The organism is Neokomagataea tanensis (assembly GCF_006542335.1).
GTDB lineage: Bacteria > Pseudomonadota > Alphaproteobacteria > Acetobacterales > Acetobacteraceae > Gluconobacter > Gluconobacter tanensis.
The window spans coordinates 1,905,001-1,930,994 of sequence record NZ_CP032485.1 but is presented as its reverse complement, the minus strand read 5'-3'; the positions used below and the strand labels follow the sequence as shown (position 1 = coordinate 1,930,994).

Genomic DNA, 25,994 nt, shown 5'->3' with positions numbered 1-25,994 from the left:
TCTATTAATGAGCAACCTAGTTCCACTTAATGCGCTTGAAGGAAGAACCATCTGACTAAGGGGAGACTTTACTTATGCCTCACATCACAACAAGCGATGGCATAAAACTTCACTATGACGAGTACGGCCAAGGCCGCCCCCTAGTCATGATGCATGGCTGGACTTTTTCTAATCGCTTTTTCCATCGTAATATCCCTGAGCTTGCAAAGCATGCCCGCGTCATTGCTCTCGATTTGAGGGGCATGGGCAATCTGACAAACCCACGCACGGCTATCGGATTGCCCGACTTGCTGCAGACCTGAGAGACGTTATCTCGGAACTTGGACTTGATGACGTGACCGTTTTAGGCTGGTCGATTGGCTGCCCCATAATATGGTCGTACATAGAACTTTTTGGCTCGGCTCATTTAAGAAATGCTATTTTTGTACAGCAGACCCCAAAGCAATATTATTCCTCTGATTGGAAACACGGACACGCAACTTGCTATGACCAAGCAGGCCTTGCGGAAACCATTCAAAAACTATCCTTTGACCCCCCAACTTTCGACGCCGGCAATTTAGATGCTTGCTGTGCCGTACATTTAGCCGACGAAGAACGCGAGATGCTTCTTGCTGAAATGTCCAAGTGCCCCACTCACGCAAGAGCGGCCATGATGTCTGATCACACCACACAAGATTGGCGGGACCTTCTACCAACGGTCAATCTTCCATGTCTGATGATGGTGGCGCAAAAAGACGATGTTCTCGTCCCGTCTGGTCCCAAATGGGTGGCGCAGAATATGCCAAATTGTGAGGCGGCCTATTTCGAAGAAAGTTCGCACATGATCTTTATTGACGAAACGGCGAAATTTAATGAAGCTGTGGTCAAGTTTTTAAATACGCAAAAATAATTACTTATAGGATAACACCATGAAGCCTGCTTTCCGGGGTGATCCTCAACCGATCGTCAAAATAAACGGGCTCTGGCATTTTTACTACCTCTATAATGTTGATTACCCAGACGCGAATGGTACTGCTTGGAAGCTTTTGACATCACGTGATTTAATAGATTGGCATGATGAGGGGATCGCCATTCCCAAATACACTACCCCCAACGGAGACCCTTGGAGCGGCTGCGTCGTTGTTGACCACGACAACACAGCAGGCTTCGGTAAGAACGCTGCGGTAGCATTGTGCACTATGCCACTGCCCGGAGGGCAAGGGACTACTCGCTGGTTTTCAACCGACGACGGCCACAGTTTCACTTTTGACCAAGTCGTCATGACCAACCCGAATGCAGGCAATCAAAACATAACTGACAAAGTATTTCGCGATCCGCGAATTATTTGGATGGAGAAAGAACGCTGCTGGGTCATGGTCCTCGCAGAGATCGGTAAGATAGGAATATATAGCTCCAAAAATCTAAAAGACTGGGCTTACCTTTCGGGATTTATGTGCGGGCATTTAGGCACTATTGAGTGCCCCACGCTCTTCCCTATTACTGCCAGAGACAAACATGGCCGCTTTAAGGGCGAACGCTGGATTATGCTGTGCAGTGCAAACGGCTACGAAATTGGCTTCACGACAGGCGCCCATTACTGGATTGGTCACTTCGACGGCCACACATTTGCCCCAGATGAACCGAGTGGTCGCTGGCTTGATGGTGGCAGCGATTTTTACGCCTGCGCTGTCTGGGGCGATCATCCAGTCACTTCAGTGGCTCAAGAGGCATATTATGCAGTTTCGTGGAAAAATAACTGGGACTATGCACGTGATTTAGTGAACCTAGGTTACTATGGCGAATACACCAAATTTCGCACTCTATCGCTAATATATTCCAATAAAAAATATATATTAACAAACAATTTTATTAATAGTACCGATTTTTTTAACACCAATTATATAACATATGTCTTCAATCATACATTAACATCAAATACCTCATTCCATCTCCCCGATATTCACAAAAATAATACCGCTATTACCATTACATTTGAAAAAGAGGAGAAGAGCCCCTGGCCCAAAGACATTACCCTCGACTTCCAGTTAGGTACCAGTTCCCCTTTATCTTTTATCCTTTCTCCCCATCGTAACAATGTAAATTTAAAACGGGACGGTGCCGGGGCCACACCATCGAAAAACATCGCATGGACGGCCGAGAGAAATGCTCCTCTCCAGTTCGGTAACTCCGTAACGCTGACAGCTCTTCTTAGCGAGAAAAGTGTTGAAGTAGTTTTCAACGATGGCGTCTTGTCCATGACTTCTCTTGTCTTCGCCAAACCCAAAATAGGGACGTCACAAATTTCTTTATCTAATGGAACATGCTTAATTAAAAACCTAATAATCACGAATACATGACTGGAAAAACGATGTCTTTTAATCAAAAATGGCCCACAATACACTTGAATTCAGATATAAAAATAAAAATCACAAACAAAAAAAATAATTTATTTACAAAATACGATAAAATAATCGAAGAGATTTGGTTAAATAAGAAAAAAACATATCCTACCCTTTACAATGGTCGTGTTTTTTGCGTCGACAGCATGACGCCAGATCATATCCATGGTCATTGGGACGAGTATAAAAATATCCTTGCCCAGATGTCTCAACCTGCTCTTTTTGCAGAAAACCCGTTAAAACCTCTCGCCGTAGTCGGCCTATTCAAAGCTTCAGACGGGGTGATCATAGGCAGACGTGCAAAAAATTCGATTTACCTTCCTGGCTATTGGCAAGGTCTGCCCGCTGGCAATGTCGAAACTCGTGAAGAGTCCGACCATGTCGATTTGAAACAGCAAATACTCGCTGAAGCCTTAGAAGAATTGGGTTTAAGCGCGCATGAACTAGAAGTCGGCCCCCCTTTAATTGCTTGCGAGCATCCAGACACTCATATCATCGATATAGGTATTGCCCTCTACAGCCGCTTACCCTTTGATGAAGTGGAAGCACGCTGTCAAAAATATGGAAACGCGGAATATGATGCGCTGATGTGTTTAGTAAGCGACCAGCCTTCTTTGCCAGACCAAATCGTCCCCACACTCATCGCGCTTTTGGAATATATTTAAATGTCTTATTACGCCCTCACACCAGACACACTGCGAGACTACCTAGCCCAAGATGAAGCATTAGCCTCGCGGCTTGGAGGGACAGCCGATACTTGGCACATCAGAGAAGTTAGTGACGGCAACTTAAACCTCGTCTTCATTGTCACGGGACATTTGGGAGCTGTGTGCTGCAAACAGGCCCTGCCCCACGTGCGGGTTGCGCCAACTTGGCCCATGCCCTTGGAACGCGCTCTTTTCGAGGCACGCTACATGCAACGCATTGCGCAAGCCAAAACCCCGCATGCGGTAGAACTCTATGCCTTCGACAACGCTATGTATCTCTTGGTGATGGAAGCGCTCTTGCCCCATCAAGTTTTACGTTCACAGCTAATCGCCAATAAAGACATTGCATGTTTTTCTGCTCCGATAGCGCGCTATATTTCACATACAGCTCATGCTAGCAGTTGGCACACACAACGGTTCGAGACAGGCTCTCAAATACTGGAAGAATTTTCCGGGAATACTGCACTTACGCGTATTACAGTCGATCTCATTCTCTCTGATCCGTTCCGGCAATCCGAACGAAACCCCACACCTGAAGCAGAGCTTCTACCAGTTATTCATGCCATGCAGGATGACGCAGACCTACTGCGTGCTGTAACCCATCTCCAAACCCGCTTCCTTAGTGCCCGACAGGCCCTGCTACACGGAGACCTACATACCGGTTCCATTATGCTGCATGATGGAGACATTCGTGTCATTGACGGCGAATTTGCCTTAATGGGGCCAATAGGCTTCGATTGCGGCTTATACATTGCCAATCTTATACTTCACGCTTGTGCAGCCCCTTCCAAGGCAGATTTCATACGCAACGAAATCCAAATTTTTTGGGATACCTTCACAGAAGAAATGCAACGTCTGTTTGACAGGCCTCAAGGAGATGCAGCGCAACTCTTACCTGAGCATGAAGATAAGGCCTTTGTAAGCGCCTTTTTACAGGAAATTTTCCAGGACACTGTTGGTTTTTGCGGCCTAGAAATTATCCGCCGTACAATTGGTTTTGCCCAAATTGCAGATTACGATTTATGCGAAACACCCGAAGCCCGCTTAGCCGCCCGTCAAGCAGCGCTAAGCATCGGCAAAGCGTTAGTGCTTCAGCATCAGCACATTGCTTCTATCGCTGAAATACTAGCAATATTTAGTACAGACTGAGAATACCCATAAAAAAACCCGGCATTTATGCCGGGTTTTTTTGTCCAACAAAGACGCTGAAAATCAACGCTTTGAGAACTGGAAGGAACGACGAGCTTTCGCACGGCCGTACTTCTTACGTTCGACAACACGGCTGTCACGCGTCAGGAAGCCAGCAAGCTTCAGAATGCCGCGCAGACCTGGCTCGTAATGCGTCAGTGCACGGGAGATACCGTGACGAACTGCACCAGCCTGACCTGAAAGACCGCCACCAGAAACCGTGCAGTACACGTCAAACTGGTTGTAACGATCTGTGATCAGGAATGGCTGCGCAAGAAGCATACGCAGGACTGGGCGTGCGAAATACGTCTTGACCGGACGGCCATTAACGATGATGTCGCCCTTACCTGGCTTGATCCATACACGTGCAACAGCGTCTTTACGACGGCCTGTAGCGTATGAACGGCCTTGTGCGTCGTGCTTTGCTTCACGAACTGGGGCTGCGTTTGTAGCGATTGATGGGGCTGCGCTCGCAAGGTCCTGCAGCGTGCCGGTGCGCTCTTGGGTCTCGGACATGGTCAGGCCTTACGACTCGTGTGAAACGGTGTTCTTGCGGTTCATCGCAGCCACGTCCAACTTGACGGGCTTCTGGCCGTCATGCGGGTGCTCTGCGCCAGCATAAACGTACAGGTGCTTCATTTGAGCGCGCTGTAGCGGGCCGCGCGTAATCATACGCTCAACAGCCTTCTCAACAACGTGACCTGGGTTCTTGCCCGTCAGACGTTGTGTGATTGTGCGCTCTTTGATGCCGCCGGGATGACCTGTGTGGTAATGGAACAGCTTTTGGCCGACCTTGTTACCTGTCAGGGCAATCTTTTCCGCATTGATTACGACGACGTTGTCGCCACAATCTACGTGCGGTGTGAATTGTGGCTTATGCTTGCCACGCAGGCGGTTGGCGATAATGGTGGCGAGACGGCCGAGAACGAGCCCTTCGGCGTCGATCAGCACCCAGTTCTTCGTCACCTCCGCCGGCTTCAGCGACTGTGTAGTCTTCATCGTTGATATTCCGGTTACGGGGTGTAACTTTTGACGGTCACACCTGTGGACAACGCCCTCCGGAACAAGCCCGGGAGCGGATCAGGTGGCGCGTTATCGCTATATCCCGCGTGTTCGTCAAGTCATTTTTTCTATCTAGATATCTCTATTTTTGGCTATTTTTCGCCATTTATAGCTTTGTGGTATCAGGGTACCGTATCTTTTTTCGCCTTATTTTGTCCCTCATCCTACTCCATGGTATGAGACCCACACCATTGAACCATGCGATTCACCACAACACACAGTTCAGCAAAGGCAATGCGCCGGAGTCCTCTATGAAACGCCCACTGCTTGCAGCCGGTCTTACTGTAGCCTTCATCGGCATGGTTGCTTACGGCACGCATTACGGCCCGCAGCATGCTTTAAAAAACGGTCTTGAGCGTTTTAGAGCAGCTCTACCGCCGGGATCGAGCTTTGAATTCAGCAGCGCCCGTCCAGACCTGCTGGCTCGTGGCGCTCATTTCACCGACGTTACCCTGCATGTTCATAATGTGCTCTATCGTGCCCACGAACTGCATCTTGGCCACGTCACACTTTCGAGTAACGGGGAAATCAGCTTTACGCGCTTAGATCTAGCTCAGCCATCCATACAATCTGCAAAGATTGATGCTCAGGCTAATTCGGTACACCTGAGGGGCCTTATCATCCCCCAGATCATGGCGCAGGCCTCAATGCCGTCGAACTCTCCAAACTGGTACTTGACCACGGCGATGCTCAGGACCTGACCATAACACCGCACCTTGAAAACGCTCAGGGCCCACTGCAACTCACCTTTGGCACTCTGTCCGTTGACGGATACGGCCGAGGTCGCTCAACATCTATTAGTGTAGACGCCGCGAATATCACGCACTCCGTTCCTACAGTTGGCTCATATTCCCTGTCATTCGAAAAGTTAACCGCTCTTTTTGGAGATTTTACGGCCTTTTTAGCCCACTCTCCTGCTCCCCATCCCTTGCCACCCGTAACGATGGCAGTTCATGGCGTTAATGCGTTCAGCTCTGGGGGACGCGTTCTAATCGACGATATCACTTTTGAAAACAAACTCGAAAATCATGGGGTTTTAGAAAATCTGCTCCACGCAAAAGGACTGCATTACCGCAAAAGCGAAGAAAACCTCCCAGTCCACCTTGACGGAAAAAATTCAACATTGGAGCAGGCAACATATCTCGATACAAACAAAAATAAGATAAAATCCAATATATCAATAGAAATACCTGATTATGCAAGCTTCCACTTCTATATTGAATTATTGAAATCCGAAAAAGAACCCTACAACACAGATAATCAATCTTTAAAATCTATGCGTTTCTCCTTAAAGGGAGACCGTTTTTTACAAACTCTACCTAAATTACTTCCAACCGGCCTTGCATCTTACCTAAGTGATGGAAGATTTTATTTGGCACTGCAAGAGCTTGCTCAATCAGAGCCTGCATACGCGCCAGCTGCCGACTACGTACATGCCCCCAATAATCGAACACTTTCCATTGACTTTGTTCCTAGCCGCCCAATTCCCTTAAGCGCCGTGTCTCTCATCAGCAAAAGCCCGCTCGCGGGAATGATGTTTTTTAACCAACATAGCATAAGCACCTCCGTACAATGAGCTTTAGCATTGCTGTTATCGGTGCGAGTGGGCGATCTGGCCTTTCATTAAGTCGAGTTTTGATCGAACGAGGGTATAAAGTTCGGGCTATCGTCAGAGCCCCAAATAAAATCCCCGACGGTCTGCGTCCATGCTTTGACGAGATACATACAGCCGATATCCACGAAAAATACGCACTTGAGACATCCCTCAGAAACGTCGACCTCATCGTACATACGGCACATGCCAGTCTCGTGCCGCTTGTATTAAATGCAAGCAAAGCACCCCTTATAGCTCTAGGAAGCACCCGGAAATTTACGCAGTGGCCAGACGCGCATGGCAATGGCGTACAAGCGGGAGAAGAGGCCCTTCAAAAGGATGGTCGCCCCTCCCTGCTCTTACACCCCACTATGATTTATGGGGCTCATGGCGAAAACAATGTCCAGCGCCTTGCCAAACTGCTTCGCTATCTCCCGCTGGTCCCCCTGCCGAATGGAGGGAAGATGCTGGTTCAACCTATCGAGCAAAGCGATATTACGCGCTCAATCATCTCTGCCATCGAACTCATCAAGGGGCAGCACATAACAAAAGCTGAAACTATCATAATAGCTGGAAAAAAGGCTGTCACGTACAAGGACTTCGTACATATGATCTGCACAGAAGCCGGATTAAGCCGCAAGCCTGTTATTAATGTGCCTGCCAGCCTCCTCGCTAGAATTGCTTATTTTACACGCTATATCCCTATTATTCCGACCATTTTCCCAGAAGAAGTTCGACGCCTCTCCGAAGACAAAGCATTTGACATTACCGCAATGGAAAGGCGGCTAAAGTTTACTCCCTTATCATTAGAAGAAGGCTTAAAGCGTTTTTCTAATATCCGTAACCTTTAGACTTCAGCAGAAAACCACAACACTCTTTTTAGCTGCCAGTGTTTGCCCCGTGCACCATGTTCAACACCGTGCACGAAGGGGTTTGTTCGCTAAGGCTTAAGCCTCTCCCATTTCGACGGCGTCCTGCGCTGGGATGGGTTGCTCCCTCCGCCGTGCTGGATATGTTGCAAGAGCCAAACCAGCCATCACAACGCTGCCTCCCTCCAACGTTGAAAAGCGCGGAACTTCACCACTCAAGATAAAAGCCAAAATCATTGTCACTGGCGGCAGAAGATACATAAACAAAACACCACGGGACGCCCCCATCTGTCCGATCACATATCCCCATGCGGCATAGCCCAAAGCAGCAGGTAACACCGCCAACTCTACAACGGACCAACGCGTTACAGCCCCTGCGGCAGAAGCGGCTTCAATGCCTTGCTTGAGCCAGGGAGACAGCAGCAGACCACCGATAATAAGAACATACGCGATTACCGGTAGCGCACCATATTTTCGAATAAGCCGCTTTTGTAAAATAGTGTAGAGCGCACCACAGCACGCCGCGCCAATAATGAAAATTGCGCCTTGCCCTAACCGAACGCCACCACCCTCGTTCAAGGAGATCAAAGCAACACCAATAAAGCTAATAAACGATCCCAACCAACCCCGCGCCGACAGACGTTCACCTAGGAAAATGGAGGCCAGAAGAGCCGCAATGAGCGGCATTGCCGCAAGAAGTAAACTGGTTGCACCGGAGCTAACGGTCATTTCACCGCTGTTAAACAAAATATTGTATAGGGTTATTCCTGTTGCACCACATGCAAGCAGTTGCGGCCAATCCCTTTTATCCGGAAAGGGTGGTCGTTTGATTAACAACCACAATAAAGCAATGCTCCCGGCCAAGGCATAGCGTGTCGCCGCCAAAGGAAGAGGAGACATTTCGTGCAAAGCAATGCGCGTCACGGGGTATGCACTCGCCCATGAGAGAATTGCCAGTACAACACACAGTGGCAAAACAAGGGAAAAGCGCGTTTTCATTTTTAAATACTCATTATTTCATGGGAAAGCACATTAACCTGAAATTTCACATCTTTGCCAGCGGCTAAAAGCGACTGTTACAAAGGCTTTCCCCCTGTGAGACAGAGTGCCTTTAGCCGCCCACAAACAGCGAAAAATTTACAAATTTTTCTTCCCAACCCATCGTGGAAGAATAAAAGGACTAGCTCCTCATGCACTCACACAAAAAAGGTTGGAATTTTATTTTTTAGACAGTTACCAACGCCTCTAACAATGAAGGTTCTTAATTTTTGACCGTGCCAAACCCGCGAACAAAATTATGTCCGCCCAACCATATCGAGATGAAATCATGAGCAATAACGGCATTCTTTCACGTTTTCAGGCAACGAATGACGGGCGCGGATTAATTGGCAACGTAATGGGAGCTATATGTGTCTCCTGCGCAATCGGTCTTGCTTTTATGTTTTGCCGCAATGTTATTAAAACAGATATGCACAGCCTAACGCGCCTTATGCTCCTTTTGACGTGGCTGTATTTTTTAGTCCCGTGGCTCGTTCTGCGCGTAACAAAAACTGCACTTCAAAAAACCGGGGAGTAAGCAAAATGCTTGCCACAAACTCTGCTGACGTTGTGCTGATTGGTGCAGGTATAATGAGCGCCACATTTGCAGCACTGCTCCACGAAATAGACCCCGCTCTTAACATCGTTGTGCTGGAAAACTTACCCGAGGCTGGCCTCGAAAGCAGTAATGCTTGGAACAATGCCGGGACAGGTCATGCAGCCTATTGCGAGTTGAATTATACCCCTAGTTTAGCCGATGGAAGCGTTTCCACCTCAAAAGCACTGGCTATAAACACCGAGTTTGATCTGTCGCGTCAGCTTTGGGCTTACTGGGTTCAAAAGAAACTTTTGCCATCCCCACAAAATTTTATAACAAACTGCCCCCATATCTCGCTTGTTCATGGGGCCAAAGATGTAGCCTTTTTGAAAAAACGTTACGAGGCACTCTCCAAACACCACTGCTTTGAGGGGATGGAATATTCAGACGACCCAAGCACCATAACGTCATGGGCACCTCTAGCCATGGAGGGACGGGATCCACAAGAACCTGTGGCAGCGACGCGCGTACTCCACGGCACAGATGTAAATTTTGGCTCTTTGACCCGAGCACTATTTACAGGCCTTACATCAAAAAAATCAGCCCGCCTCCTAACTCAGCACCGCGTCACCGAATTACAACGAAATACTGGTGGCGGCTGGGCTGTCACCGCCAAAAGCCCTGAAGGGACAATCACCTTTTCGGCAAAGTGTGTTTTTATTGGCGCTGGGGGGGCTGCCCTTTCTTTGCTTCAAAAAGCAGGAATACCCGAATCGCAGGGTTACGCAGGCTTCCCCGTTAGTGGCATTTGGCTGAAATGCAGCAATCCAGCTGTCATTGCCCGGCATCATGCAAAAGTTTATGGCATGGCACCAGTCGGTGCTCCCCCAATGTCTGTACCACATCTCGACACACGCACGATAAATGGCAATAGTCAGCTCCTTTTCGGCCCATATGCAGGCTTCACTACACGCTTTTTGAAAACTGGCTCGCTAAGCGATTACTTCCGCTCGCTAACGAAAAAGAATTTATGGCCTGCTCTCAGCGCAGGAGCCGATAATCTATCTCTTGTGAAATATCTCGTGGGAGAAGTCTTACAAAGCGATAAGGCCCGCGTCGAATTTTTAAGGAATATTTACCCTAATGCTCAGGCTGCGGACTGGGAAAAAGTAGTCGCGGGTCAGCGTGTACAAATCATTCGGCCAGAGCAAAAAGGGCGCGGCGTACTAAAGCTCGGCACCGAAATTGTTCGCAGCGCGGACGGTACATTATCTGCTGTACTGGGCGCATCTCCGGGCGCGTCAGTCTCAGCCTCTATCGCTATTCAATTGCTTGAAATATGCGCTGGACAACTTGGTTTGCAGGAAAAAACGCAGGCTGCTTTACAAAAGCTGATTCCATCTTACGGGACGGACTTGGCAAATAACCGAGAAATGTGTGCCTCTGTGCGGAAATCAACTGCGTCAATTTTAAAGCTGACTGCCTGATGGACGGCCCAACCCTTGGAGGGTTGGGCCATTTTTCTCATGGGTTAGATGAGCTTTGCGGCGTACCTGCGCTTGGAGCCAGATATGCACCGATAAAGTTCTTAACAACGGGGGTACCATTACCAACCGTGTAATTGAAGTAACCAAACCACGACTGCTTTGGCTCAGAATTTGTTACTACCCCGTTATATCCCGGAATATTTCTGTGGTACGCATTGAACGGGCTATACGGCACGAGGGACTGGAGAGAGCCCAACCGGTAGATGTAAGGGTTTAGGTTACCCTGACGCCCAGACTTTTGTACGAGCAATGCTACAACCGACGAAAACTCCGGCGATGCCACCGACGTGCCAATCAAGCCCGATGGTTGCCCTTGAATATAAACCACAACAGCTGACCGCTCATCGTTGCCATTACCCTCCTGCGCAGTATTCCCGCCGTTGCAGGGTGAGTTTGCAAGTCCGGGGCACCCACCAACCTGCATACCGATATCCGGAAGCGCACGGTTTGATCGTGATCCCGTGTTTATACCAGCTCTTTTTTGATACTCGGGCTTCGCGAAAAGCGTAGACACGCCCCCGCCAGCTCCCCAATAGCCACCCGACACTACCGCTCCGACACCATACGGATCGTAAGCTGCCTCCGGATCACCATAAGCATTTTCACGGAGGTAAGCTGAATCCAAGGAGCCTTTTGTTGATGCGGTAACGAGGTTCGTTCCACCGACTGCCGTGACGTTTGGATCCGCTGCTGGCGTCGAAACACTCGGGACGAATTGTCCATTCTGACCATTCAAGTAAGCCAAGCTTGGGCATTCAAGCCCCGCCTCGTCTCCCGAAGATGCCAAAAACGTAATGCCTTGGGCATTACCCTGCAAAAACAATTCATGCTCAAGTTTCAATGTCTGCGTTTGATCAACGCCTTCATTGTAAGCCGCAGTATAGAAAAGCTCGCATCCGCCGAAAGAGGAGGAGACAACATCGGCCTTGTTGTCGTTTATAATTTTTGTGTAGCCATCCAAGATGTGCGTGTCCGAGAGGTCCGGAATAGTGTAGAGGACAACACTTGCTCCTGGTGCACCGCCCAGCGCTTGCTGAACATCAAGAGATGCCTCATCTAGCGCTCCGCTATTAGTTGTAGCCCCACCGTCAACTGCCACACGTCCCGCAAGTTTCGGATTTGACGTCAGCCCTGCTTTTTCTTTAAATTTTTCATGTACGAACATTGCTTCAATGTCGCTGTCGTAAACGTCAGAAGACATCAAGATAGCAATAGTCGCTCCCTTCCCGTCCAGCTTTTGAAAGCCCCGACGTGTAAGTACAGGCGCATCATAAGCCGGGTAGCCGTAAGCTTGCTTTAAATCCGTAAACCAATAAGCACCCGTCGTTGAATAACGATTAAGTGGATTAGAAACGTTAGCAGGTAGCTTGACGTGCTGCAGATACGGTCGGGCAACGTGTTCATGCGCGCTTAGGCCCGTCACAACCGCGCCCTCGCCCAGTTCAGCAGGCAGTGTAGGTTTTTGGGTCGTATATAGGTGGGACTGACCAGCACTTAACCTGACCATCTTTAAAGACGTCGAAAGCGTAGAACTGACAGGTGCGGCACGGCCTGAGACATGCAGCGTTCTTCCTTCCTGCTGAACTACAAGACCTTTTGCTTCGAGAGAGGCTTTGGCCTTCGCAAGATCGTAAGCCGACGGGCCAAAGCGACTAATGATTTCGCTTGGAACTAACCAATGGTGATATTCAGGTGACGCTGGATCATGCTGTTTTTGAACCAGTGCGGCTAATCCGTCGGGGTCCCTTAGTGGCAGAGTAACATCGAAATGCACTGCAGCATTTGCTGGCGCAGCGGAGGACGAGTTCAACTCTACGCTCGTAGTCGCAGCCTGCGAACCATGAACGCCAGCACCTATCAGACCGACAGCCCCAAGGAAATAACGAAAAGCTTTTTGCATATTATGTCTCTTTTCGATCTCATTTGTTTTAATTAGTTCGCCAGAACGTGACAAAACATTTCCACATTAGAATACGTTTTAGTCAAGAAACATTTCGTCATTAATCTGTAAAATTGTTACCGAGCGAAATATAAAAATTTTTAAAAAACTATTTCGTTTAGTGCTATTAGCCATAATATGCTTGCACTTTCTCTAATACCCGCCATAACTTAAACTATGCCGAGACCTGAATTTCTAAGCAATCAAAACACTACATCCAGCCTAAAAAGCATTCTGGCCAGCGTACCTGTTCCAGATAAAAATCGTTCTTGGTTACGACGATTCCTCGCCTTTGCAGGGCCTGGTTATATGATAGCAGTCGGCTACATGGATCCAGGCAATTGGGCCACTGATCTTCAGGGCGGCGCTTCTGCTGGCTACAAGCTGCTTTCGGTCATCGGGTTATCCAGCCTCATTGCAATGCTTTTACAAGCCCTAGCGGCCCGGCTTGGGATTGTAACCGGCAAAGATCTAGCTCAAATGTGCCGGGCATTTTTCCCGCCTATCATCAACATTCCACTTTGGCTTGGATGCGAATTGGCAATCATAGCCTGCGATTTGGCAGAGGTTATCGGAACAGCTGTCGCTCTCAAGCTTCTCTTTGGCCTCTCTCTGGTGACAGGCTCCCTCCTTTCTATTGGTGATGCACTTGTTATTCTCTTTTTAATGAAAAGAGGGTTCCGCTACCTTGAGGCATTCGTCATAGGCCTTTTAACGATTATTGCGATTTGTTTTGGCATTCAGATTATTGCTGCAAAACCTCTTTTTTCTGGAGTTATTCAAGGCTTCGTTCCACATTTAGATATTATAACAACACCAGACCTTCTCTATATTGCCATCGGCATCGTCGGGGCCACGGTTATGCCCCACAACCTGTACCTTCACTCATCAATTGTTCAAACGCGCGCATTTGAGCAAAATCCGACAGGAAAAAGAGAGGCTTTGCGATGGGCTTCATGGGATAGCTGCATTGCACTATTTTTGGCGTTATTCATTAATGCTGCGATTTTGATTGTTGCTGCAGCTGCTTTCCATACGACGGGCCACCAAGATGTCGCTGAGATAGAGGATGCTTTTCGTCTTCTGTCGCCGCTTCTAGGGCTGGGTCTCGCCTCCACATTATTTGCAGTTGCCCTACTTGCAGCGGGTACAAACTCGACCGTCACTGGCACTCTGGCCGGTCAAATTGTCATGGAAGGGTTTTTACAGCTTCGCCTCCCCCACTGGGCCCGTCGTCTTCTGACCAGGCTTCTGGCCGTAACTCCTGTGATAGCGGTCACAATACTTTTTGGGGACAGTGCTGTCGGTCGTCTACTTTTATTCAGCCAAGTTGTTTTATCCCTCCAACTCCCAATGGCTGTAATACCTCTTGTGTTGTTCGTATCTCGCAAGAGCGTAATGGGAGAGTTCGTAATTTCCAAAAATACTCAAGTAATATCTTGGATTGTAGCCGCGGTATTAACTATCTTAAATATAAAATTAATATACGATTTTTGCGTTTGATAGGAAACTTACAGAGGTCTAACGAGTCAATGAATATTAACTTACTAGATTTCTTTATGAAGATATCAAATGAAAAATCTATACGGGAAATATCCCGAATACATGATATGAGCTCTACTGCTGTAATCAGAAAAATTGACCAGTTAGAACATTATTTCCGTGTAAAAATATTTGATCGCGATAATGGGATCAGATTAACCGAAAACGGTGAGCTACTACAAAAAAACATACCTCTCATTTTGAAAAATATCAGCAACGTTCATACTATGCTGGCTGAACTCCGCAATCCTAACCAAGGTAAAGTCGTAATCTACGCAGGTGGATCCGTTGTCGTAGATTTACTTTCGCCTGCACTTTGTTCTGTCCAAAAGAAATACCCAAACATAGAATTTGAAATCGTCATTACGTCTTCGTCAAATATCACAAAAGCCGTTGTTGATGGTACGGCTGACATAGGCATTACGATTTTTGCTCCCGAAACTAACTCACGCTTAGTCCATGCTTGCCATCAAGTGCGCCATGTAGTGTTTGTATGCCCCAGCCACCCTTTTGCCTCCCGAGAACATGTTTCATTCACAGACATTATAAAAGAACGCCTCGCTATACCCGATCAGGAATTTTCTATTCGTCGAAGGCTTGATGTCATTGCAAAATACCTCAATATTCAACTTAAACCTGTATTCACGACCTCTTCTTTGGAAATGCAAAGAGATTTAGCCGTTAGAAACCTGGCGCTCTTAATTCTTCCAGAGTTTTGCTTTTCTTATGAATGCAATGCCGAAATATTGAAAAAAATTTCTATATTGGATGGCGAAGACTTAAACACAGACCTTGAAATCATTATTAACAAAGGTCGAACTCTGACTTTCGCCGCAAGGGTTGTTTTGTCTGAAATAGAAGCTAGTGTGTCCCGCCTTTTGTCTGGTCCAAAATCCGTGACAGGGTGAACACAACATTGAGAAATACAAACTCGAATTTCTCGATATTATTTTGATGTCGAATCAATTTTGCGCCAAAAGGGGCCAGCTTTAATGCCACAGAAACGTCTGTCATTCCTGTCTTCGGCCTTTTTAATGGCATCGCTTTTAACTTCAACCAGTTTAGCCAGCCCCAAACACGCTAATAAAAAAAATGAAAAACACGCCGTTGAATCTGGGCTAGAAAACATTACCGTAACCTCAGAGCATCGCGCCCAAAACCCCCAAAAAATTGGGACGTCACTCAGCCTGATCAAAGGCCGAGATCTGGCTGCTCGGAATGTAAATTCCGTATTTGACCTCCAATACCTCACGCCCTCCCTGCAGGTGACCCCGCAATTTGGATCGGGGCAACCTGATTTCGAAATTCGTGGTGTAGGCCATCAAGACTACGGCTCGTCAAACGTATCCCCCGTCGGTGTTTACATGGATGAGACGGCCTTACCTGTCCCTTGGGCAACAAACGGTCTTATGTTTGACGTAGATCGGGTTGAAGTTTTAAGGGGGCCACAAGGTACTCTTTATGGCCGCAACACTACAGGCGGTGCGATCAATTATGTTTTTAACCGCCCAACTGATGAATTCCACGCTGCCGCCAATGTTCAAGTCGGTTCATTTAGCGCTCAGAAATATGACGGGTATATCTCTGGTCCAGTCCATAGAGGTGTTAAAATGCGCCTTTCATTTGAGAGCCAACAGGGAGGAGCTTGGCAATACAATAGCGACGGTGCACATCTCGGCAATACAAACCGCTCCGCTCTGCGGTGGCTGACAGATGCTCAATTATCTGACACTTTGAAAGTCAGCATTAACCTGCACGGGAGCCTCGATTACTCTGACGGAGCGGGCATGCACCTTTACGCCCCGCTCACGACACTCTCTGTCTATAAAGCGGGTGCACCCATTTATCCTCAGGATTACTCCCGCAATATCACCCATTGGGGCACGTCTGAGTTTTTTGCCCAGAAGTTGGGTATATCGACCAATCAAAAGCCGTTCCATCATATCAAAACCGGCGGCGCAAGTTTTCGCGTAGATAAACGTTTTGCCTTTGGCACCCTCAGTAACCTTACCAATTACGACGTTTCCAATAGACGTGAATACGATAACTTTGACGCTTCGGCTCTCTCTATAGCCGACGTCTCTTTCAACAGTCGTGCTAATGTTTTTCAAAATGAACTTCGCTTAGTATCCAAAGAAAATAAATGGCTGAATTGGATTGCTGGCATATATTACGGCAATGAATATCTCGCTGATCAATTTTTATCCAGCATTACTACTTCTGCACCGCTAAATCGTAGCGTGATGTACAGCCAGAAGGTAAATACGATCAGCGGATTTACACAGGCCACACTTCGTCTAACACCCAATCTCCACCTAACGGGCGGCGTGAGGCTTGAACATGAGAGCAGGGATTTGGATAATTTCCGTGCTTTTTCATATTCATCCTCCGGTGAAGTGCTCAACCCGTCTAATACTGTAGCTCATCGTAATTTTTCTTACACGCTACCTTCATGGAAGACTGAACTTCAATACACCCCGGTCCACAATGATATGGTCTATCTTTCCATTTCACGCGGCATCAATTCGGGGGGATTCACGACCTATAATACAACCAATGCGGCAGCATCGACCAACCCGTACCGACCTGAAAAGTTGCTGGCATACGAGATTGGCAATAAATTAGACATTCCCCAAGCCCATTTACGGTTGAATCTCTCCGCTTTCTACTATGACTATCACGACCAGCAGGTACTCTCTGCCCTCGTAAACAGCCAAACAGGCCTGATAGGAGCCCTTGTTAACGCACCACGCTCACATTTAGCAGGTGGTGAATTTGAGGCAGACTGGTCCCCCCTCCCCGGACTCATGATTACACAATCTGGTGGCTGGGCTGTTGGGCAGTTTGATCGCTTTTCCTCCGTTTACTCTGCTACGCGCATTAACAATATTTTTTATGCAAATTACCAAAATAAACGCGGAACCGCACTGCCTGCCCCGAAACTCACCTTCAATGGTTCAGCGACATATCACTGGCAAATCGGCCATTACGATGCGAGTGCAGGTATAAATTATAGCCTTCGCTCCACTTACTATTCTCTTTTTGGCCCGGCCTATAATGTCGCTGGGTACACATTATGGGGTGCTACCGCCTCATTCGGCCCGCATAACGGACGCTGGAGTATCAGCGCGTTCGGAAATAACATTTTTAACAAAAAATACGATGTAACCCGGAATTATTTTATTAGCGGAAATAATATTGCCCTCGCTGGAATGCCCGGAACCTATGGAATTCGTTTTGGAGTGAGCTACTAATGTATAATTATAGTATATCAAAATTACTGCATGGCTATGCTCACAAGTCTTTCACTCCACGGGATGTGATGGAAGCTGTTCTCCAACGCATAGATACTTGGCAGGAACAACCCGTACCCCTAGGTGGACTCTGGCACCTAGACAAAGAAGCAGCACTGGCAGAAGCTGACCAATCAACATACAGGTGGCGCAACAACACCCCTGCAGGGCCACTCGATGGTATTCCGGCCACTGTTAAGGAGCTTATTGGCACCAAAGGCGTCCCCATCCCTCAAGGGACGCGCGCCATGCCTTTAACTCCCGCGTTGGAAGATTCACCCGTTGCAGCACGCTTGAAAGAAGCAGGGAGCATCATTTTTGCTAGAACCACCGTGCCTGATATCGGCATGCTTTCATCCGGATTATCAAGTTTCCACCCACTAACGCGCAATCCATGGAATTTGGACGCAAACCCTGGTGGGTCGAGCGCAGGTGCAGCCGCAGCCGCTGCAGCTGGCTATGGCCCCGTTCATATCGGTACGGATATAGGCGGATCTGTGCGCCTGCCCGCTGCGTGGACAGGACTTGTAGGTTTCAAGCCTAGCTTAGGAAGAGTGCCTATTACTCCTTACTACATTGGCCGTTGCGCTGGACCAATGTCTAAAACCGTGGATGACGCAGCTCGCATCATGTCCGTTATCGCACAACCAGACCGAAGGGACGCAACCAGTTTGCCGCCGTCTCAAATCGATTGGTCAGAACCCCTAGAAAGCGTTTCAGGCCTCCGTGTTGGTCTCATGATGGATGCAGGCTGCGGTATCTCACTCGAACAGCCAATTGCAGAAGCCATACTACGTGCTGCGAAGCTTTTTGAGGCACATGGGGCCACAATAATACCCGTCCGGCCAGTGATGGACCGAGCTACACTTGATGGCTGTGATCTTTTTTGGCGCGCCCGTGCGTGGGGAGAACTTTCCCGCCTCACGGAAGCTGCACGTTCTACATTGTTACCCGATATACTTGGCTGGGCATCTCCCGGTGCGCACGTCTCAGGCACACAAGCCGTAGCGGGGCTTGGAAAAACATTCGACTTACGACAGCGCTGTAGCGCTTTGTTCGAAACGGTCGATCTCGTCTTATCTCCAGTGACACCTAATGTTTCTTTTCCTGCCGAGTGGTCATCCCCAATCAATGATGCGACTAACAGACCCTTTGAACACATTGCCTACACACTTCCATGGAATTTTTCGGAACAGCCTGCAATTTCTTTAAACGCTGGCTTTGGGCCGGGCTTTGATGGAAAAAGCATGCCTATAGGCGTTCAAATCGTCACAGATCGCTTTAAAGATTTATTTGCCGTCCAGTTAGGGCGCTGGTTTGAACAAAAATCTGATACAACAATCATTCAGTGGCCAAATCCGGAATTATAAGGGGGCAATATGCGTTTAAAATCAGACTATTTTATTGCTCTTTTTTTACCATTCTTCTTCACTGTTACTCCAATATATTTTTTATATAATAAAGATATATATTACTTAGGACTTCCAATTGTCTCTTATTGGATATTTCTCTGCATCCCCCTGACCTCATTTTTTTTAGCACTCGCCTATTATAGGGTGAAATAATGATTATTTCTTTTGTCCTCGTTCTTCTTCTAGCGCTTTTTTTATCGCTTCTAGCCCGCCGCGGACACCATGCTTCAGATCCTCGCGCATTTTTTGCCGCAAGAGGGCAATTTGGTGCTCTCCTTTTCTTTTTACTCTCAGTAGGAGAAACCTACTCCATAGGCACAGTTTTAGGGTTTCCAGGCGGCATCGCGGCCAGTGGGTCAGTCGATATTATTCTATGGTTTACCGGTTATATTCTACTCGCATTCCCTGTTTGTTTTGTTGTCTTTCCTAAACTCTGGAGTGCAGGTCAACGCACAGGCGCCATTACTCTGCCAGACTTATTTGGAAGGCATTTTGAAAGCAAACATCTTGAGAAATTTATTGGAATTTTGCTGGCCTTTTTGATGCTCCCTATGGGAACCATGCAATTTATGGGCCTCGAAACAGTTTTAAGCTCTTTGCACCTGCCTTTGTCGGGAAATTTTCTTTCCTTTTCCTCTGCCATTTTAGCGTTTGTTTTTACGGCCATTGCAGGATTGCGTGGGACTGCTTTAATTTCAATATTAAAAGACTTTCTAGTACTAAGCGCCATTATTATTGTGGCTGCCTCTGCCTTATGGAGTTGGCAACACGAGGTACCTTCTATTGAAGAGGGGCACCTCATCCTACAGCATGGCAGCGATCACTCCACCCAATCACTACTGATGATATTAAGTACAATCATTATCCAAGCTCTAGGTTTTAGCGTGGTGCCACAAACCGCCGTTGCGACCTTTTCAGCACGTGACCCAAACTCAATAAGACGCGCACAAGTGTGGATGCCGCTCTATTTAGTGCTTTTTCCATGCCTAGTATTAATTGCCATGTTCGGAATGAGCCACAAAATTCAGACTGCCCGGCCTGACCAACTTTTTCTAGAAGTTGCCCATCACCTGCTCCCAAACTGGCTATGTGGATTAATCTATAGCGCTGCTGCGCTCACTGCTCTTGTTTGGTTGGGCTCAGTTTGCCTGGCTTTAGCGGCTATTGTCACGCGTAATGTACTGCCCAACATTTCTAGCCAACATCAAAAGAAAGTAGGGCTTTTTGTGATTGCCTGTTATATATTTTTGTCTGAGCTTGCGTCTCATTTAAATAATTTTCCTATATCAAAAATAAATAATATTTTTTACTTCGGATTAATACAAATATTTCCTTCTTTTATTTTATGCATAGCGGAAAGAAAAATAAATTGGATGTTTATTGTTCTGTCAATCTGTGCAGGCATGCTTACTTCGATTTACATTATGGTCAATAATTTTAATTTATACGGATTAAATATTTCAGTAATTGGTATTACTGTAAATATAATTATTTTAAGTATGAACCTAATTTATCGAAAAATAAAACCCGCCTTATCTACAAAATAAAGCGGGTTTATAAAGATAATTATTTTTCCTTATCTGTTAAATGCTTTAGATTATAATTCACCCGTCAAGAACTGAGCACGACCATGCCCAAACGACCAATGAGCATCATTATTTTCTACGATTGAAATCATAACGTCCGACGGCGCAATCCCGCACTCGGCCTCTAACCGCTCCGTAAGCAACTTGTAGAAGAGTGTATTCGCTTCTGCCCCTCTCGGACGACTAAACATTTGTAAAAGAACCGCATTCTTAGTTCTTGGAATATTCAAACCCGTATCTTCAACAATCATACGAGAAGGTTTGTGCTCAGATACAATCTGGTAGCGGTCGGCACGAGGCACCTGAAATGCAGCAAGCATAGCTTCGTGCGCTGCATCAAGGAGTACCTTAACCTCCTCATCTGAACGTCCCTCTAGTATATGAAAATGTAGTAACGGCATTGTCTGCATCCCTATTTAAGCTAGAATTTTAGGTAGTGTAAATTAATTGTTGCATTTGGTTGATACAATCAAACTACAGATTGTATGAGCCCTCTGACCGTTTCGACCATATCTTGAAGTTGACTTGGTGTAGAAATAAATGGAGGGCCAAAGGAAATAGTATCGCCCGTACAACGAAGCAACAACCCAGCCTTTAAACCACGCTCAAAGACTTGGAGGCCACGTTCCCCCACGCCTCCTTTAGCGGCAGCCATATCAACTGCTGCTGTCAATCCAATATTTCGTATATCCGTAACAATCGATAAATCCCTCAAAGAATGCATGGCCTCTTCGAGAACTGGCTCTAAACCCCGCACGCGAGCAAAAAGGGATTCTTCTTCCATAATGTCCAAAACGACGTGAGCGACCGCTGTCGCCATAGGATGGCCTGAATAGGTATAACCATGAGCAAACTCGATTGCGTTTTCTGGGCCGGTCATAAACGTATTGTAAATTTCGTCTGTAACAATAACTCCACCCATCGGAATTATTCCGTTTGTTACGGCCTTCGCAAAAGTAATCATATCGGGTTTGACACCAAACCTTTGCGCACCGAATGCCTCTCCCATTCTGCCAAAACCCGTAATGACCTCATCGAAAATAAGGAGTATTTCGTGTTTGGTACAAATCTCGCGTAATTTTTTTAGATACCCAACAGGCGGTACAATTACCCCTGTCGACCCCTGAACGGGCTCGACAATAACGGCTGCAATTGTTCCCGCATCATGGAGTGCTACCAATCGCTCTAAATCTTCTGCTATCTCACATCCCCAACTAGGCTCCCCGCGGGAAAAGGCCATATATTTGAGGTCATGAGTATGCCTAAGATGATCCACCCCAGGCATCATACCAGCCGCGAACATTTTCCGGTTAGGAACAATCCCGCCGACGGATAGGCCGCCGAAGCCAACTCCATGATAGCCTCGCTCACGACCTATCATCCGAAAACGTTGCCCTTCCCCGCGCAAACGATGAAAACCTAAAGCAATTTTGAGAGCGGTATCTACGGCTTCGGACCCTGAATTTGCAAAAAAAACATGCTCAAGGCTAGCTGGAGCCAAGTTGGCAATTCGGTCAGCTAAGTGAACAGTCTGAGGATTTGTAAGCTGAAAAGAGGGAGCATAGTCTAGCTTCATAGCCTGCTTGTGTAAGGCTTCAGCTACTCTAGGATGCGCGTGCCCTAAAGGCGAGCACCACAAACCTGAAAGGGTATCAAAAAGCTTCGTTCCATCGGCTTTATAGTAATACGGCCCTTCAGCAGAAACTAACGTGCGCTCTTCTGGCTGCTCTTTAAGGCGCCTGTTGGCTGTAAAAGGCATCCAGTAGCTGCCTCTTTTGGTACTGGACACATAATCAAATTTATTCGTTAGTGTTGACATCTTACGTCCCATTCACATGGTCATGAGCCCTCTCCCTGTGGAGCTGACAGGGAGCAGAACATAAATGATTATCGCGATTTCAAAACGAACTGCATATATACAATTATTTCTTATTGGCGTTAAACTGTGTAGCTCAAACAAGCGGTACAATCGTTATGACCATTTTATTGACGCCTAGAGGTTCAACCCCACTCGTTGCTCAAATCATAAAGTACATACTTAACAAAGTTGAGGATCGAACATGGCCATACGGTACCAGGCTGCCTTCCATCCGAAGACTCGCTATTCTCTGTAATGTTAGCCCACTGACTGTTTCAAATGCCTATAATCGGCTCGTAGCCGATGGTGTTTTAGAAGCAAAACGTGGAAGTGGCTTTTACGTAGCGCGCCAAACGCAATTTTATGCTGACAACTCACACACTCAAACTGCACTCACGCCTTCAATAGATTCGTCTTGGCTACTACGGCATGGCTACGAAACTAGTGCTTCCACAATACAAGCTGGATGCGGTTGGTTAGCCCCCAATTATCTATTTACTGAAGGTGTGCAACAAGCGCTAAAAATGCTCAGTCGCCGCCCCGAACCCAGCCTCACAGGCTATGGTAATCCTTATGGCCATAAAGGGTTAAGAGATTTAATTTTGCTGCTCCTGCGGCGCCAAGGTATTGCTACTCAAACCGACAATATCATCCTCACCCACGGTGCAAGCCAAGCATTAGAGCTCAGCATTCGTTGTCTTACCAAATCCGGCGATACTGTTTTGGTAGAGGATCCCGGGTATTGTAACCTTTTCCCATTACTTCGCGCTTTGGGTTTGCGCATAATTGGCATTCCACGCGAAGTCGACGGGCCTAACCTAGAGGAGCTCAACCGGGCTGCAAGAATACATTCACCTAGACTATTCATTATTAATACAAGGCTTCAAAACCCAACAGGTACAAGCTGCTCCTTATCTAAAGTACACCACATATTAAATTGTGCGGAGCGTTTCGATTTTAAGATTATTGAAGATGATACTTTTGGGGGGTTGTCAGACGACAATACACCGACTTTAGCGCAACTTGATCAAATAGAGCGTGTAATTTTCGTCAGTAGTTTTTCAAAAACAATATGCCCAAGCCTACGCGTCGGTTTTGTTGTCTGTTCACAAAATATTTCCAACTCAATTCTTCATTTAAAGATGGCTACCAGTTTGACGAGTAGCACCATTAGTGAGGCTCTAGTTTTCAATATCTTGGCGGATGGCCGTTACCGACATCATTTATCAAAACTGCGAGAAAAACTCTTAGTTGCGCGATCTGAGGGCATCACCCGCCTCGAAAAAGCTGGGATGGCAGTTTTTTCGCAGGATAAAGATGGGCTTTTTTTATGGGCACGTTTTGTTGGGGAGATTGATTCTGTTGATTTAACACGGCGGGGTTTAGATGAAGGTATTATGCTTGCACCGGGCTTTTTGTTTAGTCCTGAGCCTAGCCGTAATGCGTGGTTCCGTTTTAATGTGAGTTATTTAAATGATCGCAAGTTATTCGATTTATTATTGAGTATTATTTAGGTTTTGGGAATTGGTTGCGGGGGTAGGATTTGAACCTACGGCCTTCAGGTTATGAGCCTGACGAGCTACCGGGCTGCTCCACCCCGCGGATGAGTTTTGTGTGTTTTTTTTGTGTGTGTATTGGGTGAGCTAGGGGACCTGGCGGCGACCGACTTTTCCGCACCTTAAGGTGCAGTATCATAGGCGCTGAGGTTTTTCACGGCCGAGTTCGGGATGGGATCGGGTGTAGGATCCTCGCCATGGCCACCAGGTCTTCTAGCTCACCCTCGTGTTGGTAGAGGAGGGTGATGAGGTTGGTGTATTTTTGAGTGTGACTGATTTCTGTGCATGTGTTTGTGTGTGAGGATTATGAGCGATTAGTACCGGTTAGCTGAGTACATTACTGTACGTATACACCCGGCCTATTAACGTGCTGGTCTTGCACGGCTCTATGAGACCTAGTTTTGAGGTGGGTTTCCCGCTTAGATGCTTTCAGCGGTTATCCCGTCCGAACTTAGCTACCCGGCTGTGCCACTGGCGTGACAACCGGTGCACCAGAGGTTCGTTCATCCCGGTCCTCTCGTACTAGGGACAAATCCTCTCAAGTCTCTTACACCCACGGCAGATAGGGACCGAACTGTCTCACGACGTTCTAAACCCAGCTCACGTACCACTTTAATCGGCGAACAGCCGAACCCTTGGGACCTGCTCCAGCCCCAGGATGTGATGAGCCGACATCGAGGTGCCAAACCTCCCCGTCGATGTGGACTCTTGGGGGAGATCAGCCTGTTATCCCTAGAGTACCTTTTATCCGTTGAGCGATGGCCCGTCCACGTGGGACCACCGGATCACTATGGCCGACTTTCGTCTCTGATCGAGCTGTCACTCTCACAGTCAGGCGGGCTTATGCCATTGCACTCGACAGCCGGTTTCCGACCGGCCTGAGCCCACCATCGCGCGCCTCCGTTACACTTTGGGAGGCGACCGCCCCAGTCAAACTGCCCACCATGCAGGGTCCCGGATCAGGCTGACTGATCTCGGTTAGACATCAGAAAAATTCAGGGTCGTATTTCAAGGATGGCTCCACCGGTGCTGGCGCCCCGGCTTCAAAGCCTCCGACCTATCCTACACAGAATTTTCCTGATGCCACTGCAAAGCTACAGTAAAGGTTCATAGGGTCTTTCCGTCTGACCGCGGGTACCCCGCATCTTCACGGGGAATTCAATTTCGCTGAGTCGATGCTGGAGACAGTGGGGAAGTCGTTACGCCATTCGTGCAGGTCGGAACTTACCCGACAAGGAATTTCGCTACCTTAGGACCGTTATAGTTACGGCCGCCGTTTACCGGGGCTTCAATTCAATGCTTGCACATCTCCTCTTAACCTTCCGGCACCGGGCAGGCGTCAGGCCCTATACGTCATCTCTCGATTTCGCAGAGCCCTGTGTTTTTACTAAACAGTCGCTACCCCCTGGTCTGTGCCACCCACACATGGTTGCCCACGGGTGGGTCTCGTTTATCCCGAAGTTACACGAGCAATTTGCCTAGTTCCTTCAGCATCGTTCTCTCAAGCGCCTTGGTATACTCTACCAGTCCACCTGTGTCGGTTTCGGGTACGGTCTATATGCTAGAGCTATTTCCTGGAATGGTCCAAAAGCTGGTTCAATCCGATAAGAACCAACAACATATCTCATTCGTCACTTCTAGCAGGCTCAGGACTATTAACCTGATTCCCATCGACTACGGCTTTCGCCCTCGCCTTAGGGGCCGGCTCACCCTGCGTGGATTAACCTTGCGCAGGAACCCTTGGACTTTCGGCGACAGTGTTTCTCGCACTGTTTATCGCTACTCATGTCAGCATTCGCACTTCCGATATCTCCAGAGGGGGTCACCCCGCCTCCTTCGCAGACCTACGGAACGCTCCGCTACCGCGCATTCATAAGAATGCACCCA

20 protein-coding genes, 1 tRNA gene, 2 rRNA genes and 1 pseudogene (1 of these 24 running past the window's edge) are annotated in these 25,994 nt (G+C 47.6%); 15 read left to right on the top strand and 9 right to left on the bottom strand.

The features are described from left to right. Positions 1-74 precede the first annotated feature (74 nt). The 4 genes and pseudogenes from D5366_RS08760 (at position 75) to mtnK (ending at position 4,234) form a co-directional block, all read left to right on the top strand. Positions 75-889, top strand: a pseudogene (locus D5366_RS08760) (alpha/beta fold hydrolase). A 19-nt stretch (positions 890-908) separates the two neighbouring features. After that, positions 909-2,336, top strand: a complete 1,428-nt coding sequence (locus D5366_RS08755; protein ID WP_141493147.1) for a glycoside hydrolase family 32 protein — start codon at positions 909-911, stop codon at positions 2,334-2,336. A gap of 11 nt (positions 2,337-2,347) precedes the next feature. Then, complete coding sequence (locus tag D5366_RS08750; protein WP_141493146.1) at positions 2,348-3,043, top strand: NUDIX hydrolase; 696 nt, start codon at positions 2,348-2,350, stop codon at positions 3,041-3,043. Then, positions 3,044-4,234 carry an S-methyl-5-thioribose kinase gene (mtnK, locus tag D5366_RS08745; protein ID WP_141493145.1) on the top strand — a complete coding sequence of 397 codons (1,191 nt, stop codon included), beginning with the start codon at positions 3,044-3,046 and terminating at the stop codon, positions 4,232-4,234. Positions 4,235-4,297: 63 nt separating this feature from the next. Here the strand turns inward: mtnK and rpsI are convergent, their stop codons facing one another. Further along, on the bottom strand, positions 4,298-4,789 hold the full coding sequence (gene rpsI / locus D5366_RS08740; protein ID WP_141493144.1) for a 30S ribosomal protein S9: 492 nt from the start codon (positions 4,787-4,789) through the stop codon (positions 4,298-4,300). 9 nt (positions 4,790-4,798) lie between these two features. Next, positions 4,799-5,272 carry a 50S ribosomal protein L13 gene (gene rplM / locus D5366_RS08735; protein ID WP_141493143.1) on the bottom strand — a complete coding sequence of 158 codons (474 nt, stop codon included), beginning with the start codon at positions 5,270-5,272 and terminating at the stop codon, positions 4,799-4,801. Positions 5,273-5,586: 314 nt separating this feature from the next. Between rplM and D5366_RS08730 the strand changes: the two genes are divergently transcribed. The 3 genes from D5366_RS08730 to D5366_RS08720 all read left to right on the top strand — a co-directional run bounded on the left by D5366_RS08730 (position 5,587) and on the right by D5366_RS08720 (position 7,780). Beyond that, positions 5,587-6,036 carry a hypothetical protein gene (locus D5366_RS08730; RefSeq protein WP_141493142.1) on the top strand — a complete coding sequence of 150 codons (450 nt, stop codon included), beginning with the start codon at positions 5,587-5,589 and terminating at the stop codon, positions 6,034-6,036. A gap of 242 nt (positions 6,037-6,278) precedes the next feature. Next, positions 6,279-6,911, top strand: coding sequence for a hypothetical protein (locus D5366_RS08725; RefSeq protein WP_141493141.1), 633 nt, complete (start codon positions 6,279-6,281; stop codon positions 6,909-6,911). Beyond that, positions 6,908-7,780 carry an NAD-dependent epimerase/dehydratase family protein gene (locus D5366_RS08720; protein WP_141493140.1) on the top strand — a complete coding sequence of 291 codons (873 nt, stop codon included), beginning with the start codon at positions 6,908-6,910 and terminating at the stop codon, positions 7,778-7,780. Before D5366_RS08725 ends, D5366_RS08720 begins: the two co-directional genes overlap by 4 nt. A gap of 96 nt (positions 7,781-7,876) precedes the next feature. On the opposite strand, the gene D5366_RS08715 is transcribed toward D5366_RS08720, so the two are convergent. Further along, positions 7,877-8,797, bottom strand: a complete 921-nt coding sequence (locus tag D5366_RS08715) for a DMT family transporter (protein WP_141493139.1) — start codon at positions 8,795-8,797, stop codon at positions 7,877-7,879. Positions 8,798-9,125: 328 nt separating this feature from the next. Between D5366_RS08715 and D5366_RS08710 the strand changes: the two genes are divergently transcribed. Together D5366_RS08710 and mqo are read left to right on the top strand one after the other, a co-directional pair. After that, positions 9,126-9,374 (top strand): hypothetical protein, encoded by a 249-nt coding sequence (locus tag D5366_RS08710; protein ID WP_141493138.1) that lies wholly within the window; start codon positions 9,126-9,128, stop codon positions 9,372-9,374. Positions 9,375-9,379: 5 nt separating this feature from the next. Next, a complete protein-coding gene (gene mqo, locus D5366_RS08705) occupies positions 9,380-10,861 on the top strand; it encodes a malate dehydrogenase (quinone) (RefSeq protein ID WP_141493137.1) in 1,482 nt (493 codons plus the stop codon). Between the two features lie 37 nt (positions 10,862-10,898). Here the strand turns inward: mqo and D5366_RS08700 are convergent, their stop codons facing one another. Next, entirely contained in the window at positions 10,899-12,821 is a 1,923-nt protein-coding gene (locus tag D5366_RS08700; protein WP_141493136.1) for a S53 family peptidase, read from the bottom strand. A gap of 216 nt (positions 12,822-13,037) precedes the next feature. Here D5366_RS08700 and D5366_RS08695 point away from each other — a divergent pair, with 216 nt between their 5' ends. From D5366_RS08695 to D5366_RS08675, 5 genes are all read left to right on the top strand, one after another. After that, positions 13,038-14,363, top strand: a complete 1,326-nt coding sequence (locus D5366_RS08695; RefSeq protein WP_141493135.1) for an Nramp family divalent metal transporter — start codon at positions 13,038-13,040, stop codon at positions 14,361-14,363. A 29-nt stretch (positions 14,364-14,392) separates the two neighbouring features. Next, entirely contained in the window at positions 14,393-15,310 is a 918-nt protein-coding gene (locus tag D5366_RS08690) for a LysR substrate-binding domain-containing protein (protein WP_141493134.1), read from the top strand. 84 nt (positions 15,311-15,394) lie between these two features. Further along, positions 15,395-17,656: a TonB-dependent receptor gene (locus D5366_RS08685; protein WP_141493133.1), complete on the top strand. Its 2,262-nt coding sequence runs from the start codon at positions 15,395-15,397 to the stop codon at positions 17,654-17,656. Then, a complete protein-coding gene (locus D5366_RS08680; RefSeq protein ID WP_141493132.1) occupies positions 17,656-19,065 on the top strand; it encodes an amidase in 1,410 nt (469 codons plus the stop codon). Before D5366_RS08685 ends, D5366_RS08680 begins: the two co-directional genes overlap by 1 nt. Before the next feature lie 194 nt (positions 19,066-19,259). Beyond that, a complete protein-coding gene (locus D5366_RS08675; protein WP_141493131.1) occupies positions 19,260-20,654 on the top strand; it encodes a sodium:solute symporter family protein in 1,395 nt (464 codons plus the stop codon). A 50-nt stretch (positions 20,655-20,704) separates the two neighbouring features. Here the strand turns inward: D5366_RS08675 and D5366_RS08670 are convergent, their stop codons facing one another. Together D5366_RS08670 and D5366_RS08665 are read right to left on the bottom strand one after the other, a co-directional pair. Continuing rightward, positions 20,705-21,094, bottom strand: coding sequence for a tautomerase family protein (locus D5366_RS08670; protein WP_141493130.1), 390 nt, complete (start codon positions 21,092-21,094; stop codon positions 20,705-20,707). A 68-nt stretch (positions 21,095-21,162) separates the two neighbouring features. Continuing rightward, on the bottom strand, positions 21,163-22,512 hold the full coding sequence (locus D5366_RS08665; protein ID WP_141493129.1) for an aspartate aminotransferase family protein: 1,350 nt from the start codon (positions 22,510-22,512) through the stop codon (positions 21,163-21,165). 155 nt (positions 22,513-22,667) lie between these two features. Between D5366_RS08665 and D5366_RS08660 the strand changes: the two genes are divergently transcribed. Then, entirely contained in the window at positions 22,668-24,065 is a 1,398-nt protein-coding gene (locus D5366_RS08660; protein WP_141493128.1) for an aminotransferase-like domain-containing protein, read from the top strand. Between the two features lie 11 nt (positions 24,066-24,076). On the opposite strand, the gene D5366_RS08655 is transcribed toward D5366_RS08660, so the two are convergent. The 3 genes from D5366_RS08655 to D5366_RS08645 form a co-directional block, all read right to left on the bottom strand. Beyond that, positions 24,077-24,153 (bottom strand) — tRNA-Met (locus D5366_RS08655). 48 nt (positions 24,154-24,201) lie between these two features. Next, positions 24,202-24,316 (bottom strand): 5S ribosomal RNA (gene rrf / locus D5366_RS08650). A gap of 85 nt (positions 24,317-24,401) precedes the next feature. Next, positions 24,402-25,994 (bottom strand): 23S ribosomal RNA (locus D5366_RS08645); it runs 1,144 nt beyond the window's last position.

Coding starts and splice junctions, on each gene's coding strand:
- D5366_RS08755 (WP_141493147.1), top strand. CDS start 909: ATGAAGCCTGCTTTCCGGGGTGATCCTCAACCGATCGTCAAAATAAAC.
- D5366_RS08750 (WP_141493146.1), top strand. CDS start 2,348: ATGTCTTTTAATCAAAAATGGCCCACAATACACTTGAATTCAGATATA.
- mtnK (WP_141493145.1), top strand. CDS start 3,044: ATGTCTTATTACGCCCTCACACCAGACACACTGCGAGACTACCTAGCC.
- rpsI (WP_141493144.1), bottom strand. CDS start 4,789: ATGTCCGAGACCCAAGAGCGCACCGGCACGCTGCAGGACCTTGCGAGC.
- rplM (WP_141493143.1), bottom strand. CDS start 5,272: ATGAAGACTACACAGTCGCTGAAGCCGGCGGAGGTGACGAAGAACTGG.
- D5366_RS08730 (WP_141493142.1), top strand. CDS start 5,587: ATGAAACGCCCACTGCTTGCAGCCGGTCTTACTGTAGCCTTCATCGGC.
- D5366_RS08725 (WP_141493141.1), top strand. CDS start 6,279: ATGGCAGTTCATGGCGTTAATGCGTTCAGCTCTGGGGGACGCGTTCTA.
- D5366_RS08720 (WP_141493140.1), top strand. CDS start 6,908: ATGAGCTTTAGCATTGCTGTTATCGGTGCGAGTGGGCGATCTGGCCTT.
- D5366_RS08715 (WP_141493139.1), bottom strand. CDS start 8,797: ATGAAAACGCGCTTTTCCCTTGTTTTGCCACTGTGTGTTGTACTGGCA.
- D5366_RS08710 (WP_141493138.1), top strand. CDS start 9,126: ATGAGCAATAACGGCATTCTTTCACGTTTTCAGGCAACGAATGACGGG.
- mqo (WP_141493137.1), top strand. CDS start 9,380: ATGCTTGCCACAAACTCTGCTGACGTTGTGCTGATTGGTGCAGGTATA.
- D5366_RS08700 (WP_141493136.1), bottom strand. CDS start 12,821: ATGCAAAAAGCTTTTCGTTATTTCCTTGGGGCTGTCGGTCTGATAGGT.
- D5366_RS08695 (WP_141493135.1), top strand. CDS start 13,038: ATGCCGAGACCTGAATTTCTAAGCAATCAAAACACTACATCCAGCCTA.
- D5366_RS08690 (WP_141493134.1), top strand. CDS start 14,393: ATGAATATTAACTTACTAGATTTCTTTATGAAGATATCAAATGAAAAA.
- D5366_RS08685 (WP_141493133.1), top strand. CDS start 15,395: ATGCCACAGAAACGTCTGTCATTCCTGTCTTCGGCCTTTTTAATGGCA.
- D5366_RS08680 (WP_141493132.1), top strand. CDS start 17,656: ATGTATAATTATAGTATATCAAAATTACTGCATGGCTATGCTCACAAG.
- D5366_RS08675 (WP_141493131.1), top strand. CDS start 19,260: ATGATTATTTCTTTTGTCCTCGTTCTTCTTCTAGCGCTTTTTTTATCG.
- D5366_RS08670 (WP_141493130.1), bottom strand. CDS start 21,094: ATGCCGTTACTACATTTTCATATACTAGAGGGACGTTCAGATGAGGAG.
- D5366_RS08665 (WP_141493129.1), bottom strand. CDS start 22,512: ATGTCAACACTAACGAATAAATTTGATTATGTGTCCAGTACCAAAAGA.
- D5366_RS08660 (WP_141493128.1), top strand. CDS start 22,668: ATGACCATTTTATTGACGCCTAGAGGTTCAACCCCACTCGTTGCTCAA.